Origin of the sequence: Arthrobacter sp. LAPM80 (assembly GCF_046736435.1) — a bacterium.
GTDB lineage: Bacteria > Actinomycetota > Actinomycetes > Actinomycetales > Micrococcaceae > Specibacter.
Window position 1 is genome coordinate 1 of record NZ_JBCHVD010000016.1, and the last position, 15,262, is coordinate 15,262.

The window sequence follows — 15,262 nt, forward strand, 5'->3', positions numbered from 1 at the left end:
CACCACCCCACACGGCCGCCCCCAGGCGGCCACAGCTGTTTAAGCGAGGGCCCGGTTCTTTGGCAGGGCATTCACAGCGCTGAAGCTTATCTGGCCGGCTGTCCCGGCGCTCGTGGCTCAAGCCGGGGAAATTGTGTGATGAATCCAATGCTTGCAATGATTCACACGCAGATGGGGGCCCTGACGCTGTTGGAGAAGTAAGGTGGGTCAATGCCTAGTCTTTTTTCCCACGCACACGAACCCGACTATGTGGCCCCTCGAACTTCGGAGGCCACTGAATCGTCAGTTGTCCTCGATGTTCCGATCGATCAGGCCTTCGATGGCTTCACGGATGCTGTGCATCTCTGGTGGCCCGTCGCCGAGCAAAGCGTCTTCGGCGATGGGAGCCATGCTGCTCTTTTGCGGGACCATTTGGTCGAGGAAGCCGAAGACGGCGAAGAAATGGTCTGGGCGGATGTCTTGGAGTGGGAGTCTCCCGAATTCATCAAACTTCACTGGACCCTGGGCCAAGACCTACATGGTGGGTCCGACGTCGAAATTCACTTTGAGCCTGTTGAAAATGGCATGACACGCGTCCGCGTTGGTTTTTTGCGCGTAGATGCCAGCGATGATGCTTCGGACGAGTCGTTTGTTTGTGATTGGCCACTCATCTTGTCCAGATACGCCAGATTCATGGGTGGGGCGTCGAAGCTCGACTAGAATGGTAGATGGACCAGTTGGTCCAGAGATTTTTTCGGAGATCATCAATAGTGAAGAGCGGCTGTTACTGTGCCAGTTAGTGCGCTCGAAGGTTTAGGAGTCGGCATGGCTGAGCATTACGAAGGAAAGCGCGAGGACAATTCTCGCGGAAACGCCAACAACGGCAGCAGCGGCCGCCCTTACGGTGACCGACCCCCAACAAACGACCGCCAGCCGGCGCGTCCTTACGGTGACCGTCCGGCGCGTAGCAACGATCGCGCCTCCTACGGTGACCGCGACAACCGCGGTGGCCAGGGAGGCCGTCCTTCCGGCGACCGCCCCTCATACGGCAACCGTGACGACCGTCCGGCCCGCTCGGGCGGCGACCGCCCGTCATACGGTGACCGCGACAACCGCAGCGCAGATCGGCCCATGGTCAACGGACGCCGTGAAGATCGCAAGCCCTTTGGCGAGCGTGACAACCGTCCTGCCTATGGCAACCGCGACGATCGTCCCGCACGCAGCAATGATCGCCCCTCATATGGTGACCGTGACAACCGCGGTGGCCAGGGTGGCCGTCCCTCCGGCGACCGCCCCGCATATGGCAACCGCGACGATCGTCCCGCACGCTCAGGTGGAGACCGTCCTTACGGTGACCGTCCCGCGCGCAGCAACGATCGCCCCTCATACGGCAACCGTGACGACCGTCCGGCCCGCTCGGGCGGCGACCGCCCCTCCTACGGCAACCGCGATGACCGTCCCACACGCTCAGGTGGAGACCGTCCTTACGGTGACCGTCCCGCGCGCAGCAACGATCGCCCCTCATACGGCGACCGCGACAACCGCGGTGGCCAGGGTGGCCGTCCTTCCGGCGACCGCCCCTCCTACGGCAACCGCGATGACCGTCCCGCACGCTCAGGTGGAGACCGTCCTTACGGTGACCGTCCCGCGCGCAGCAACGATCGCCCCTCATACGGCGACCGCGACAGCCGCCCCGCATACGGCAACCGCGACAGCCGTCCTTCCGGTGACCGCCCCGCATACGGCAACCGCGATGACCGTCCGGCACGCTCAGGTGGAGACCGTCCTTACGGTGACCGTCCCGCACGCAGCAACGATCGCCCCGCATACGGCAACCGCGATGACCGTCCGGCACGCTCAGGTGGAGACCGTCCTTACGGTGACCGTCCCGCACGCAGCAACGATCGCCCCGCCTACGGCAACCGCGATGACCGTCCGGCACGCTCAGGTGGAGACCGTCCTTACGGTGACCGTCCCGCACGCGGCAACGATCGCCCCGCCTACGGCAACCGTGATGACCGTCCGGCCCGCTCAGGTGGAGACCGTCCAAGCCACGGTGCCCGCGAAGACCGCGGCCCCCGCACGGCACCGGAGCGCAATGCAGGCGATTTGCGCAGCTCCAACCGCCCCGACCGCGACCGTTCACCGGAAATTGATCCGGATGTAACGGGCGAAGAGTTGGACAAGGTGACCCGCGCCCAGTTGCGCATCCTGGATTCCCGCAACAATGAATGGGTCTCCAAGCACTTGGTCATGGCCGGTCGTTTGATCGACTTCGTTCCTGAGCTGGCCTTCGAGCACGCACTGGCTGCTAGCCGCCGCGGCGGCCGTCTCGCCTGTGTCCGTGAAGCTGTGGCCATGACGGCATACGCTGCCGGCAAGTACGGCGAAGCCCTGCGCGAACTGCGCACCTTCCGCCGTATCAGCGGTTCCAACGCGCACCTGCCCCTGATGGCTGACTGTGAGCGCGGTTTGGGCCGTCCCGACCGTGCCCTGGACCTGATCCAGTCCGAGGATGCCCAGACACTGGACACCGCCGGCAAGGTTGAGTTGGCCATTGTTGAATCCGGTGCCCGCGGTGACCTCGGCGAGATGGAGGCCGCACTGTCGGCACTCGAGATCCCGCAGCTGGACATCAACCGCGCGTTCTCCTTCAGCCCGCGCCTGTTCCGTGCCTACGGCATGGTCCTGCGCGCAGCGGGCCGCAAGGACGAGGCCAAGACCTGGGAACGCCAGGCCTTGGTTGCCGAGGAAGCATTGGGCATCGACGAAGGCACCGACCAGATCATCATGGACCTGGGCGACGACGAGGACATCCCGCTGGATGCCCCTCGCGTCCGTGTTTCGGATGTCATGGCTGCCCCGGTTGCACCCGTGATGAACGACGCCGATACTCTGGCAGCTGCCGAGCTCACCTCGGCTGATGCTGATGATGAGCAGGAAGACGCACCCAACGTGGACGACGCCGAGTCTTCCTACTTTGAGTCCGACGACGCCGAGTCCGATGACGACAGCGCTGACGAAGCAGATGACGACGCCACCGAAGACGAGGAATCCTACGAGCCCAACAAGCATGACAGCTAATTCCTTGCTGACTGGATTTGACGCGGTATTGGCTGATTTGGACGGCGTTGTATACGCCGGTCCAAACGCCATACCCGGTGCCATCGAGGCCTTGATCGGCCTCGCTGGTGCCAACGTCAAGCTGGCGTACGTGACGAACAATGCCTCACGTACGCCGGCGCAGGTCGCCGCTCATCTGCGCGACTTGGGAGCTCCGGCAGCTGACGAACAGGTTGTCAGTTCCGCCCAAGCGGGCGCTGCCCTGCTTGCACAAAAAGTCCCTGCCGGCTCCAAGGTGCTTGTCACAGGCAGCCACGCCCTTGCCCAGGAGGTCCAGGCCTTAGGCATGACGGTGGTTGAAAGCGCCACCGACATTCCTGACGCCGTCATCCAGGGCTTTGAGCCAACGCTTGGCTGGGCGGACCTCGCCGAGGCCGCCTACGCCATCAATGCTGGCGCGCTCTGGATTGCCACGAACACCGACATGACCATTCCCCGGGACCGCGGCATCGCCCCGGGTAACGGGACCCTAGTCGCTGCGGTGCGTGCCGCCGTCGGACATGATCCGTTGGTCGCCGGCAAACCCGAATCTCCGCTGTTCCACACGGCCGCGACGCGGCTGGGGGCCTCGGCCGCGTTGGTGGTTGGCGACCGTCTTGACACTGACATTCTCGGCGGCAACAAGGCAGGAATGGCAACTGCTTTGGTGCTGACAGGCGTCGATTCCGGGGAAACCGCGCTTCGTGCCTGCACGGCGGAGCGCCCCGATTTCATCATTGACACGCTGGCTGAGCTCTACGCACCGTATCCGGCCGTAGTGCTCGACGGCGCAACCGTGCGCTGTGGTGCCGCTGCCGCAACCGTTATCACCGGCAACGCGGGGGCGCGCAAAGTGCAGATCTCCGGCACAGCTACCGACACCGATGCCTGGCGTGCAGCCTGCGCCGCATGGTGGGCGGCTGCTCCTTCTGCGGATCAGGCCACCAACCCGCTCCTGGAATGGACAGGGCGCACAGCGTGAGCTGGCAAAAGCAGGCGGCAGGGTCCACTGGTGATCCTGCCGTCGACGCGCTCATTGCACAGGCAGCCCAGGCGGCACAGCTGCCCGCCAGCGAACACAAAGACCACTACACACACGTACTGCAGGGTTTGGAGCGCGAATTGGATGCAGACCCCAGCGCCGCCATGCAAAGCGCTGCCATGCACACCGCGCCCACCCCCGCAGCCCAGAATCAGGGAGCCACATCATGACCCGCCTCGACGCCGAACTCGTGAACCGCGGCCTGGCCCGCTCCCGCACAGTTGCTGCAACGTTCATTAAGGCCGGACGGGTTACGGTTGCTGGCAGCCCCGCCCTGAAAGCCTCACAAATCATTACTGCTGACATGGAGCTGTCCGTTCTGGACGGCAATGAAGAGGACTATGTTTCCCGGGCCGGGCACAAGCTCGCAGGGGCACTGGCGCACTTCTCTCAGGTCAGTGTTGCGGGTAAGCGCTGCTTCGATGCAGGAGCCTCCACAGGCGGCTTCACCGATGTCCTGCTGCGCAAAGGTGCCGCAAGTGTGGCAGCGGTGGACGTGGGCCACGACCAGCTCGTCGATTCGCTGCGCAACGATCCCCGGGTTGAAGTCTATGAGGGCCTGAACATCCGCTACATGAACGTGGAAGACATTGGCGGCCCGGCGGATCTGACCGTCTGTGACCTTTCCTTCATCTCACTGACCAAGGTCATGGCACCCTTGACGCTTGCCACCAAAGTCGGTGGCGAACTGCTGCTCATGGTGAAACCACAATTTGAGGTGGGCAAGGCTAATCTGGCGCGTACCGGCGTCGTCAGTAGTGAGAATGAACGACGCCGGGCAGTCGCCTTCGTTGCCCGTTCCGCCGTCGCCAATGGCCTGGTCTTGGAAGGCATCGGCACCAGTTCCTTGCCAGGCCAAGAGGGAAACGTTGAGTATTTTCTGCTGGCCTCGCGAGCAGTGTCAGGGCCTGCGCCTAAGATCGAAGAACAGGACGTCGCTGTCGAGGCGTTGTTGGCGCAACTCTGGCCGTAGGCTTGCCCGCCCGTCCTGCCATGATGTCCTTCTCCGGCGGGACTGCCACGAAATGAAGAGGAACTGCACATGACACGGCGCGTCTTGATTCTGGCCCACACCGGCCGCGAAGAGTCGATGCTTGCCGCCCTCGAGGCGTGCGTTGAGCTTCATGCAAACAACATCGTCCCCGTCATGTATGCCGAGGAACTGGCCGATATGACGGGCTACCTGGGTGTCTCCGGCGTGAATATGGAAATCCTTGACAGGGACGTCACGCTGGCAGAGATTGAACTCGTCATGGTCCTTGGCGGGGACGGCACCATCCTGCGCGCGGCCGAAATTGTCCGCGACTATGACGTCCCCCTGCTTGGCGTGAACTTGGGCCATGTTGGATTCCTGGCGGAAAGTGAACGCGAGGAACTCATCCAGACTGTCGCGGCCGTCGTGGAGCGCAAGTACTCGGTCGAGGAACGCATGTGCCTTGATGTCATCGTCAAGGTAGCCGGGAAGATCGTGGCCCACACGTGGGCGCTGAACGAGGTCGCCTTGGAAAAAGGCAACCGCGAACGCATGATCGAGGTTGTCACAGAAGTCGACGGCCGCCCCCTGACCTCGTTCGGCTGTGACGGCGTCGTCATGGCAACCCCCACCGGATCCACTGCCTACGCGTTTTCCGCCGGTGGCCCCGTGGTGTGGCCAGGCGTCGAGGCACTTCTCATGGTCCCCATCAGCGCCCACGCCCTCTTCGCCAAGCCCCTCGTCGTGGCCCCCTCATCGACTATGGCTGTCGAAGTGCTCTCCCGCAACGGCGCGTATGGCGTGATCTGGTGCGACGGACGCCGCACGGTGGACCTGCTGCCCGGTTCCCGCATCGAAGTGACCCGTTCCGACAAGCCGGTCAAGCTCGCCCGGACCCAGCAGTCACCTTTTTCCGAACGCTTGGTCCGTAAATTTGAGTTGCCGGTGCAGGGTTGGCGCGGACCGTCGGTGGAGGAATCGCCAACGCCCACCACGCAGTTGCCCATCATCAGGACACGCACACCAAAAACCGCCTTGGAGGGGCCGCCCACGGGCCCCATCCCGCAAGTCCCAGACCTGACCATCCCGCCGCAGGAAAGCTATTACTCCGGCACCACAGGCTTTTACGGGGAGGACAGCAAATGATCGAAGAAATACGTATTCGGGACCTGGGTGTCATTTCCGAATCAACCCTGCCGCTGGGCCCGGGCCTGAGCGTGGTCAGCGGCGAGACCGGTGCCGGAAAGACCATGGTGGTGACCGCCGTCGGACTGCTTTTGGGCAACAGGGCCGACGCCGGCGCGGTGCGCAACGGTGCCAAGAGCGCCTCGGCGGAGGCAACCCTGACCCTGCCCGCCGGTCATCCGGCGCTGCTGCGCGCCCTGGAGGCCGGGGCAGGCATTGACGAGTTCGACGACGGCGCCCAGCTGATTCTGGCTCGCACAGTCAACGCCGACGGCCGCAGCAGGGCCCACCTCGGCGGACGCAGCGTCCCGATCGGCGTGCTCAACGAGCTGGGCGAGGCGCTCGTGGCGGTGCACGGCCAGTCTGACCAGATCAGGCTGAAGAACCCGTCGGCCCAACGCGTCGCCCTTGACAAGTTTGCCGCCGAGGCGAACAAGGGATTCACCGGCAAGGTGACAAGCTACAGGGGCGTTTTTGAGCGGTGGCGTGCAGTCCAGGCCGAGCTTGCGCAGTTGCGCTCGGCCAGCAGGGAACGCCTGCGCGAGGCAGACGCGCTGACCACTGCGCTGGCCGAGATCGACGCCGTCGACCCGCTGCCCGCCGAGGACGAACTCCTCAAGGCCCAGGCCGTAAAGCTCGGCAACGTCGAGGAACTGCGCAAGGCAACGCTGGGCGCCCACGAGGCACTCAGCGCCGAAGACTACGGCGACGGCATTGACGCCGCGGGCCTTGTCGACACGGCCAAGCGCCTCGTGGAAAGCGTTGCCGACGCCGACGAGGAGCTGACGCAAACCAGCAAGCGGCTCTCCGAGGTGGGCTATCTGCTCGCCGACATAGCCAGGGACCTTGCCAGCTACGCCACGTCCCTGGATTCGGAAGGGCCCGGCCGGCTCGCGGAGGTGGAGGACCGCCGCGGGGAACTGGCTGTCCTGGTGCGCAAATATGCGCCGAGCATCGACGAGGTCATCGAATGGGCCGACGCAGCCCGCCTGAGGTTGACCGAACTGAGCGATGACTCGGGGCGGATCGAGTCACTCGAGGCTGAGGAAGCGGCGTCATTGGCCGAGCTGGGCGTGCTGGCGGCCGCACTGACCGCATTGCGCAGGACCGCAGCCGACAAACTCTCCAAGGCCGTCAGTGCCGAATTGAAGGCCCTGGCCATGCCGGATGCGAGACTTGTCATTGAGATGACGCCGGCGGAGCGCAGCATCCACGGCGAGGACGACATCTCCTTCCTGCTGGCACCCCACGCCGGAGCCCTGCCGCGTCCGTTGGGCAAGGGCGCATCCGGCGGTGAGCTCTCCCGTGTCATGCTGGCGCTGGAAGTGGTGCTGGCCGCCGTCGACCCCGTCCCAACCTTCGTTTTCGATGAAGTTGACTCTGGCGTGGGTGGCAAGGCAGCCGTTGAGATCGGCCGCCGGCTGGCCATGCTGGCCGAACACGTGCAGGTCCTTGTGGTGACGCACCTGCCCCAGGTGGCGGCCTTCGCCGATCAGCACATCCTTGTCACGAAGAGTTCTGTGAGCAAAAACTCAACAGGAATCACCACCAGCAATGTGCGGCTTTTGACCTATGAGGAACGAGTTGTTGAACTGGCCCGAATGCTTGCAGGGCAGGAGGATTCAGCGACGGCGCAGGCCCACGCCAAGGAATTGTTGGCCCAGGCTGTGCGTCCCGTCAGGTAGGCACCCAAGGAGTTGTGCACAATTGGGGTGCCGGCTACTAGAGATTATTGGCTCATTAGATGATAGGCTCGAATTCCGTGGTTCAACGATCAAATTCCCGGTTCAGTGGTCAGTCCAAGACGACCAAACACATCTTCGTCACCGGCGGTGTCGCGTCCTCGCTCGGTAAGGGTCTGACGGCTTCAAGCCTCGGTCACCTGCTCCGCGCACGCGGCCTCTCGGTCACAATGCAAAAGCTCGATCCCTACCTCAATGTGGATCCAGGGACCATGAATCCCTTCCAACACGGCGAGGTCTTCGTCACCGACGACGGCGCCGAAACGGACCTGGACATTGGGCACTACGAGCGCTTCCTCGATGAAAATCTTGAAGGCTCAGCCAACGTCACCACCGGTCAGGTGTACTCAACTGTCATCGCCAAGGAACGCCGCGGCGAGTACCTGGGCGACACCGTGCAGGTCATCCCGCACATCACCGATGAAATCAAGCGCCGCATGCGTCTGCCTGCCGAAGGCAAGAATGCACCCGATGTCATCATCACCGAAATCGGTGGCACGGTGGGCGACATCGAGTCTCAGCCGTTCCTTGAGTCGGCACGCCAGGTCCGCCAGGACATTGGCCGCAACAACGTGTTCTTCGCGCATGTTTCGCTGGTGCCGTACATCGGCCCGTCGCAGGAGCTGAAGACCAAGCCAACGCAGCACTCAGTTGCCGCGCTGCGTTCGCTGGGCATCCAGCCCGACGCCCTGATCCTGCGCTCAGACCGGGTCCTGCCCGACGCCATGCACGCAAAGATCGGCCGTGCCTGCGACGTCGACGTGGAAGCTGTGATCGGCTGCCCTGATGCCGCCAGCATTTACGACATCCCCAAGACCCTGCACGCCCAGGGCCTTGACTCCTACATCGTGCGCTCCCTCGACTTGTCCTTCAAGGACGTCGACTGGACCAAGTGGGACAAGCTCCTGGAAGTTGTGCACAACCCCGCACACCACATTGAGGTTGCACTGGTCGGCAAGTACATCGACCTGCCTGACGCCTACCTTTCGGTCACAGAGGCCCTGCGTGCCGGTGGCTTCGCCAACGCCACCAAGGTCAAGATCCGCTGGGTCCCCTCGGACGACTGCGCCACCGAAGAAGGCGCCAGGACGGCCCTTGCCGACATTGACGCCATCTGCGTACCCGGCGGCTTCGGCATCCGTGGACTCGAAGGCAAGCTGGGCGCCCTGAAGTTCGCCCGCGAAAACAAGATCCCCACCCTGGGTCTTTGCCTTGGCCTGCAGTCAATGGTCATCGAATACGCACGCAACGTGGTGGGCCTGGAAGGTGCGTCTTCTTCGGAGTTCGACGACAACCCGACCTACCCCGTCATCGCCACCATGGAAGAGCAGCAGGACATCGTTGACGGCAAGGGCGACCTTGGCGGCACCATGCGCCTTGGCCTGTACCCGGCAGTGCTGACCGAAGGCTCTGTCGTTGCGCAGACCTACGGCAGCACCGATGTGTCCGAGCGACACCGCCACCGCTACGAGGTGAACAACAAGTACCGGGCGCAGATCGCCGAGGCAGGCCTGGTCTTCTCCGGCACCTCGCCCGACGGCAAGCTGGTCGAGTATGTTGAACTTCCCCGCGAAGTCCACCCGTATTACGTCTCCACCCAGGCACACCCGGAACTGAGCTCGCGTCCCACCAGGCCGCACCCGCTCTTTGCCGGCCTGGTCGCTGCAGCACTTGAGCGCCAGAACGCCACACGCCTGCTGGAGGTATAAGTGGACGACCTTGGTGCATCGCGGACCGGGACGCTGCCCGCCGCCGAACCGCAGGCTTTCGTAGCCGACGAGGACAGCCGCAGGGCCCTGCATTCCCGGTCCACGGTGTACCAAGGCCGTATCTGGAACGTTGTCTCAGACACGTTCTCACTGACTCCTGACGCCGCGCCGCTGACCCGGGATTACATTGACCATCCCGGGGCAGTGGCAGTGGTTGTCATGAACGAGCGCAACCAGGTTCTCCTGCTACGCCAATACCGCCACCCCGTCCAGATGAACCTGTGGGAAATCCCGGCCGGCCTGCTGGACATCGCGGGCGAGGATTTCGTTGTGGGCGCCGCCCGCGAACTGGCGGAGGAGGCCGACCTCATTGCTGGGCAGTGGCATGTCCTGACAGACTTTTTCAATTCCCCCGGCTCGTCAAGTGAAGCCATCCGGATCTATCTTGCTCGGCAGATCTCGATGGTCCCCGAGGACGAACGCCACGTGCGGACCGAGGAAGAAGCCGAAATAGCGTTCGCTTGGGTTGACCTGGATGAAGCAGCCGACGCCGTCCTGGCTGGCCACATCCACAACCCGTCCGCCGTCGTGGGCATCCTTGCCGCCGCGCAGGCTGTGCGCACAGGATTCGCAACGCTGCGCCCGGGAAACGCCCCCTGGCCGGAACACCCGGCCCACCGCCCCCGGTGACAGCCACCGGCACCAGTCCCGCCGCTGCAACAACCACCCGGATTGGCCGCGGCATCCAGGACTACCTGCTGCACATGGGCGTGGAGCGCGGGCTGGCCGTCAACACCTTGCAGGCCTACACCCGCGACCTGCGTCGCTACGAAAAGTTCCTGACGGCGGCAGGGGTGGTTGAGCCTGCTGGCATCAGCCGCCACCACGTCAGCCAGTTTGCGCAGGGCCTCGCCGATGGTGCCGACGGGGGCTCGGCCCTTGGCCTCCGTTCCGCCGCCCGCACCATTGTGGCCGTGCGTGGGCTGCACAAGTTTTGGGCCCTGGAAGGTGTCAGCGACGCGGATCCTGCCGCCGACGTGCATCCGCCGCAGGCCGGGCGCCGGCTGCCCAAGGCCATCAGCGTCCATGACGTGTCGGCGATCCTTGAAGCGTCAGGTTCGGACACCCCCACAGGGCTCCGTGATGCGGCCATGCTCGAATTCCTGTATTCCACCGGCGCGCGCATCAGCGAAGGAGTGGGCCTGGACGTTGACGACCTCGTGCTGCCCGACGATTCGAAGGACGGCCCCTCCCTCGTCCGGCTCTTTGGCAAGGGCTCCAAGGAGCGCATTGTTCCCATCGGCTCCTACGCGCTGCGCGCACTCGAGTCCTATTTGGTCCGCGGCCGGCCTGCGCTGGTTGCCAAGGGCAAGGGGACGCCTGCCCTGTTCCTGAACGCACGGGGCGGGCGGATCAGCCGGCAGAGCGCGTGGACCATCCTGAAGACCGTGGCTGAACGCGCCGGCATTGAGGCCGAGGTTTCCCCGCACACGCTGCGCCATTCCTTCGCCACGCACCTGCTTGAGGGCGGCGCCGACGTCCGTGTGGTCCAGGAACTGCTCGGCCACGCCTCGGTCACCACCACCCAGGTGTACACGCTAGTCACGGCCGAAACGCTGCGTGAGGTGTATGCCGCGGCGCACCCGCGGGCCCTTGGCTGACTCAAACCCTGCCTCTTCGTCCGCGACTTCGCACATCACGCCCTCATTTCGGTGAAATGACGCCGAATGAGGGCGTGATGTGCATAGTCACGGGGCTGCGCTGGGACGATGAACGCAGCTACGGCGCGCATCCCTGCACAGGGCGCAGTCCTGATTCCCGCAGGCACTCCCGTCGTGGTGTATTCGTGGGGGCCGGGCTGCAACGGCAGCACCTTTGCAGCTCTGGCGTTCGCCGAGCTCGGCTACCCTGTCAGGGAAATGACCGGCGGAATCGAGTACTGGGCGCGCAACGGCCTGCCGTCGTGCAAGAGGTGAGCTGGCCGCTGGGAACGTTTTCCGTGATCTTTTCCAAGGTGCGGCGAGTCTGGACGATAGTTTTCTCACTCTTCGAGTGGAAAGACGGGAATTGAGAATGAGGGCGCTCCCACCGCGGCGCCGCTGGCATCCCTGACGGGGCAGCGATGCAGCGCACCCACGATTCATGGTCACGCCTGTCGTGCGCTCAGCCTTGTTCATGTACCAGCTCGAGTTCGGCCAGGTGCGGGCGTGCAGGCGGCGCCGCCTGGTTCCACCCAGTGAGCTTCTGCACGCCCGGCGGCCACGCCCACGGCTGGAGGCTAAGCGGCCAGGGACGGCATTGGCACCTAGTGCCCGCAACGCCGAACTGGGTGGAATGTGCTGCACGCCAGCCTGACTTTGACCGAAATCATATTGCCGCTATGACTGGCGAATAAAGACCATGTTGACGATGCCCTTGATAAGCATGCGACAAGGGTTGGAAAATAAGCAACGGGGCTGGATGTCTGGCGTGTGAAGGGAAACGACGATGGGCAGCACAACAACACGGTCATTGGGCGGTGCGGAAAACTCTGGCATCAACTCCGTCCGAGTGGACGGCCTGGGTTTGGTGGAACTCGGGTGGAAATACAAGTCGGTTCCGGCGGCTTCCCACGGCCGCAGCGCCGCAGACTATGTGGCATCAGGCGTTTCTTTGGGTGATCTGCAAACACCGTTACTGACCCTCGATGCGGCGGCCATGGACTCCAATGTTGAGCGCATGGCCCGTTGGTGCGCTGAGAAAGGCGTGCTGCTGGCCCCGCATGGCAAAACGACCATGGCCCCGCAGATGTGGCGCGCCCAGCTTGACGGTGGCGCCTGGGGCATCACGCTGGCCAATGTCTCCCAGCTGCGTGTGGCTCACGCCTTTGGGGTCCGCCGGGTCATGCTGGCTAACAGCCTGACCGATCCGCAGGCCATAAACTGGCTGGCCAACACCCAGGGTCCGGATTTCTTCGTGGTCTCCTGGGTTGACTCGTTGCAGACCGTGGCCCTGCAGGAACTTGTTCTTGACGCAGTCCCCGGCTCCGTCCTTGACATCATTGTTGAACTGGGCGGTGAAGGCGGCCGCACCGGTGTTCGAAGCATCTCCGGGGCCCTTGAGGTTGCCCGTGCAGTCCATGCCTCCAAACATCTGCGTCTTGTTGGTGTCGGCGGCTATGAAGGCTCCCTGGCCCACACGGCCGACGCCGGGGCACTGGCCACTGTGGATGGATACCTCTCGGCACTGAAAGGCCTCCACGAACAGATACTTGCGGAAGAGCTTTACGCCCCCGGTGTTGACCGGATCGTCACTGCCGGAGGAAGCGCCTATTTTGATGATGTTGTGTCAGTTCTTGCAGGCTGCGTTTCGGACGGCACCCAGGGCGATGAGGCGGGCGGTAGTGCCGGTGGAGAACGAGTCGATGTCATCATCCGCAGCGGCGCCTACATGGTCCACGATGACGGATTCTACCGCGACATATCCCCGTTCGCCCGTGGTGGTCAGGCCACAGCAGGCCAGCCGCCCTTTGCCTCGGCAATGCACGCCTGGGCCCGCGTTGTTTCCCAGCCTGAGCCCGGCCTGGCCATCCTTGACGCGGGCAAGCGGGACATGCCCGTGGACGAGGGGATGCCTGAACCGCAGTTTCTGGGTTCGGAACTCGGAGGATCGATGGTCGCCCTTGCCGGTGCGTCCATCAGTGCAGTCAACGATCAACACTGCTTCCTGCGCTTTGACCCCGCCACAACAACTGTGAACATTGGTGATGTGGTCCGTCTCGGTCTCTCGCACCCCTGCACGGCCTTTGACAAGTGGACGCTCATTCCCGTACTGGCCAGCACGGCCAATCCGGGAAGCCCCGGCACCGGCTACCAGGTTGTGGATCTCATCCACACGTTCTTCTAAGCTGTGGCACGCGAGAACACCGCAGTGCAGACCGTCATCATCAACGCCACCGTCGTGGACGGCAGTGCCGAGCCCGGGATTCATTGACATGCACGCCCACTCGGACCTGCAGCTGCCGGTGAATCCGTTGCATTACGCCAAGCTTAGTCAGGGTGTCCCCGCAGCGTTGCTGGGCCAGGATGGACTGTCGTATGCGCCGATCGACGACGTTACGCTCGCTGTGTGCGGAAAAGGATTGCCGGCTGGAACGACAACCCTGAGGGCTTCGCCTTCCCGTGGCGCACGGGGTGGGAATGCCTCGACCGGCTCGATGAGGGCATAGCCACGGCTGCTGCGTGCCCTGACTCCGCAGGGCGCCCTCCGGGCTGACGGACACGCCGGGTGTGGATGCGGCAACGGGGGAATTGGCACAGTTGTGCTCCGTCGTTGCTGAGTTCGGAGGTTTTCATGCGCCGCAACTGTTGGCTCTGATCGACAGGGCGCTGCCACGGCGTCGCCACACCCCCGCGCGTGGGGCACGTTCCCGCGCTTCTCGGGCCCCTACAGCGGCGAATTGCGCCTGCTCAGTATCGAGGCGATTGGGCACCTTCTCACCGGGCGCCCCGCCGCACGGCTCAAGCTTGTTGAACGCGGTCTAGTCCGTGAGGGCTGCGCCCTACCCCAGAAGGAACCCTCACCTCCCCATAAACAACAACGACACCGTGGCCCGGGTTACACTGCCCGGGCCATCGTCGTAGTTCGTGACTTGTACTGTTTTGTACCCACGATGATGAAAATGCGGCAGGACCCAGAAAAATCGAGTCATTGGGGCGAGTCACTGGGCGCGTCACGAGGCGTTGCCCGTGCATTGGACGTTGCCCCAGCGGCTGCTCAGATCCGCGGCGACCCCAATGGCAATGCTTGCCGGGTCCTTGCCGGTGATCGCGGGAAGTCCGATGGGGCAGGTGATCCTGCCGATCTGTCCGTCGTCGTGTCCCTCCTCCTGCAGCCTTTTGCGGAACCGCTGCCATTTACTGCGGGAACCGATCAGCCCAATGTAGGACGGTTGGGACCGCAACGCGGCGTCGCAGAGAATGAGGTCCTCGGCATGGTCATGCGTCAGCACCAAAATGGTGGCTCCCGGGGGGAGTCCCTGCAGCACCACCTCGGGAGCCGGGGCGTGATGTGCGCTTACGCTGGCCTGTCCCTGTGTCAGCGGATGCATCCTTTCCGCGGTCACAGCGTCCTGGCGGGAATCGGCAAGTACAAGATTCACGGGAAGCCTGGCCAGAATATGGGCGATCTCGTAGCCTACATGGCCCATTCCAAAGATCGCCACAGTCCGCCTGGCGGGCAGCACCTCCAGTAACACGCTCACTTCACCTCCGCAGCATTGCACACCATGGCTTGTCACCACCTTGTCATTGAGCGCGAAGTTCATCAGCTCCGTCGAGGTGTAGCCGGAGGAAAGAAGTTCCCGTGCACGGTCGACTACCTCCGCCTCGAAGTTTCCCCCGCCCACACTTCCCCATAACCCGGTGGCGGAAACCGCCATTTTGGCCCCGGCATCCCGGGGTGAATGTCCGCGCGCCTGCACCAGGGTCACCACGACGGCCGCTTCATTCAGCTCGCGTAGGCGAAGTATTGCCTCCAACCAGTCCACGCA

The 15,262-nt window shown here is 63.8% G+C and carries 13 protein-coding genes and 1 pseudogene; 13 read left to right on the forward strand and 1 reads right to left on the reverse strand.

The features are described 5' to 3' along the window. Nucleotides 1-210: 210 nt before the first annotated feature. The 13 genes and pseudogenes from AAGW05_RS14520 (at nt 211) to AAGW05_RS14580 (ending at nt 13,986) form a co-directional block, all read left to right on the forward strand. The gene (locus AAGW05_RS14520) at nt 211-699 is read left to right on the forward strand and encodes an SRPBCC domain-containing protein (protein WP_411805265.1); all 489 of its coding nucleotides are present in this window, start codon (nt 211-213) and stop codon (nt 697-699) included. Nucleotides 700-804: 105 nt separating this feature from the next. Continuing rightward, complete coding sequence (locus AAGW05_RS14525) at nt 805-3,063, forward strand: hypothetical protein (protein WP_411805266.1); 2,259 nt, start codon at nt 805-807, stop codon at nt 3,061-3,063. Further along, complete coding sequence (locus AAGW05_RS14530) at nt 3,053-4,063, forward strand: HAD-IIA family hydrolase (protein WP_411805267.1); 1,011 nt, start codon at nt 3,053-3,055, stop codon at nt 4,061-4,063. The genes AAGW05_RS14525 and AAGW05_RS14530 overlap by 11 nt, the downstream gene beginning before the upstream one ends. Then, complete coding sequence (locus AAGW05_RS14535) at nt 4,060-4,293, forward strand: hypothetical protein (protein WP_411805268.1); 234 nt, start codon at nt 4,060-4,062, stop codon at nt 4,291-4,293. Before AAGW05_RS14530 ends, AAGW05_RS14535 begins: the two co-directional genes overlap by 4 nt. Then, on the forward strand, nt 4,290-5,096 hold the full coding sequence (locus tag AAGW05_RS14540; protein WP_411805269.1) for a TlyA family RNA methyltransferase: 807 nt from the start codon (nt 4,290-4,292) through the stop codon (nt 5,094-5,096). Before AAGW05_RS14535 ends, AAGW05_RS14540 begins: the two co-directional genes overlap by 4 nt. Before the next feature lie 69 nt (nt 5,097-5,165). Beyond that, on the forward strand, nt 5,166-6,242 hold the full coding sequence (locus AAGW05_RS14545; protein WP_411805270.1) for an NAD kinase: 1,077 nt from the start codon (nt 5,166-5,168) through the stop codon (nt 6,240-6,242). Further along, a complete protein-coding gene (gene recN / locus AAGW05_RS14550) occupies nt 6,239-7,966 on the forward strand; it encodes a DNA repair protein RecN (RefSeq protein WP_411805271.1) in 1,728 nt (575 codons plus the stop codon). Before AAGW05_RS14545 ends, recN begins: the two co-directional genes overlap by 4 nt. 59 nt (nt 7,967-8,025) lie before the next feature. After that, nucleotides 8,026-9,732: a CTP synthase gene (locus tag AAGW05_RS14555; protein WP_411805272.1), complete on the forward strand. Its 1,707-nt coding sequence runs from the start codon at nt 8,026-8,028 to the stop codon at nt 9,730-9,732. Next, on the forward strand, nt 9,733-10,422 hold the full coding sequence (locus AAGW05_RS14560) for an NUDIX domain-containing protein (RefSeq protein WP_411805273.1): 690 nt from the start codon (nt 9,733-9,735) through the stop codon (nt 10,420-10,422). Continuing rightward, nucleotides 10,419-11,393: a site-specific tyrosine recombinase XerD gene (gene xerD / locus AAGW05_RS14565; RefSeq protein ID WP_411805274.1), complete on the forward strand. Its 975-nt coding sequence runs from the start codon at nt 10,419-10,421 to the stop codon at nt 11,391-11,393. Before AAGW05_RS14560 ends, xerD begins: the two co-directional genes overlap by 4 nt. Nucleotides 11,394-11,540: 147 nt before the next feature. Then, nucleotides 11,541-11,708 (forward strand): annotated as a pseudogene (locus tag AAGW05_RS14570) (sulfurtransferase); the annotation flags it as partial. A 511-nt stretch (nt 11,709-12,219) separates the two neighbouring features. After that, nucleotides 12,220-13,617: an alanine racemase gene (locus tag AAGW05_RS14575; RefSeq protein WP_411805275.1), complete on the forward strand. Its 1,398-nt coding sequence runs from the start codon at nt 12,220-12,222 to the stop codon at nt 13,615-13,617. Nucleotides 13,618-13,839: 222 nt separating this feature from the next. Then, the gene (locus tag AAGW05_RS14580; RefSeq protein ID WP_411805276.1) at nt 13,840-13,986 is read left to right on the forward strand and encodes a hypothetical protein; all 147 of its coding nucleotides are present in this window, start codon (nt 13,840-13,842) and stop codon (nt 13,984-13,986) included. A 457-nt stretch (nt 13,987-14,443) separates the two neighbouring features. Here AAGW05_RS14580 and xdhC read toward each other — a convergent pair whose 3' ends face one another. Next, nucleotides 14,444-15,259 carry a xanthine dehydrogenase accessory protein XdhC gene (gene xdhC, locus AAGW05_RS14585; RefSeq protein ID WP_411805277.1) on the reverse strand — a complete coding sequence of 272 codons (816 nt, stop codon included), beginning with the start codon at nt 15,257-15,259 and terminating at the stop codon, nt 14,444-14,446. Nucleotides 15,260-15,262 lie beyond the last annotated feature (3 nt).

Bases quoted from the DNA above. Each gene is read 5' to 3' on its own strand.
- AAGW05_RS14520 (WP_411805265.1), top strand. From the start codon at position 211: ATGCCTAGTCTTTTTTCCCACGCACACGAACCCGACTATGTGGCCCCT.
- AAGW05_RS14525 (WP_411805266.1), top strand. From the start codon at position 805: ATGGCTGAGCATTACGAAGGAAAGCGCGAGGACAATTCTCGCGGAAAC.
- AAGW05_RS14530 (WP_411805267.1), top strand. From the start codon at position 3,053: ATGACAGCTAATTCCTTGCTGACTGGATTTGACGCGGTATTGGCTGAT.
- AAGW05_RS14540 (WP_411805269.1), top strand. From the start codon at position 4,290: ATGACCCGCCTCGACGCCGAACTCGTGAACCGCGGCCTGGCCCGCTCC.
- AAGW05_RS14545 (WP_411805270.1), top strand. From the start codon at position 5,166: ATGACACGGCGCGTCTTGATTCTGGCCCACACCGGCCGCGAAGAGTCG.
- recN (WP_411805271.1), top strand. From the start codon at position 6,239: ATGATCGAAGAAATACGTATTCGGGACCTGGGTGTCATTTCCGAATCA.
- AAGW05_RS14555 (WP_411805272.1), top strand. From the start codon at position 8,026: ATGATAGGCTCGAATTCCGTGGTTCAACGATCAAATTCCCGGTTCAGT.
- AAGW05_RS14575 (WP_411805275.1), top strand. From the start codon at position 12,220: ATGGGCAGCACAACAACACGGTCATTGGGCGGTGCGGAAAACTCTGGC.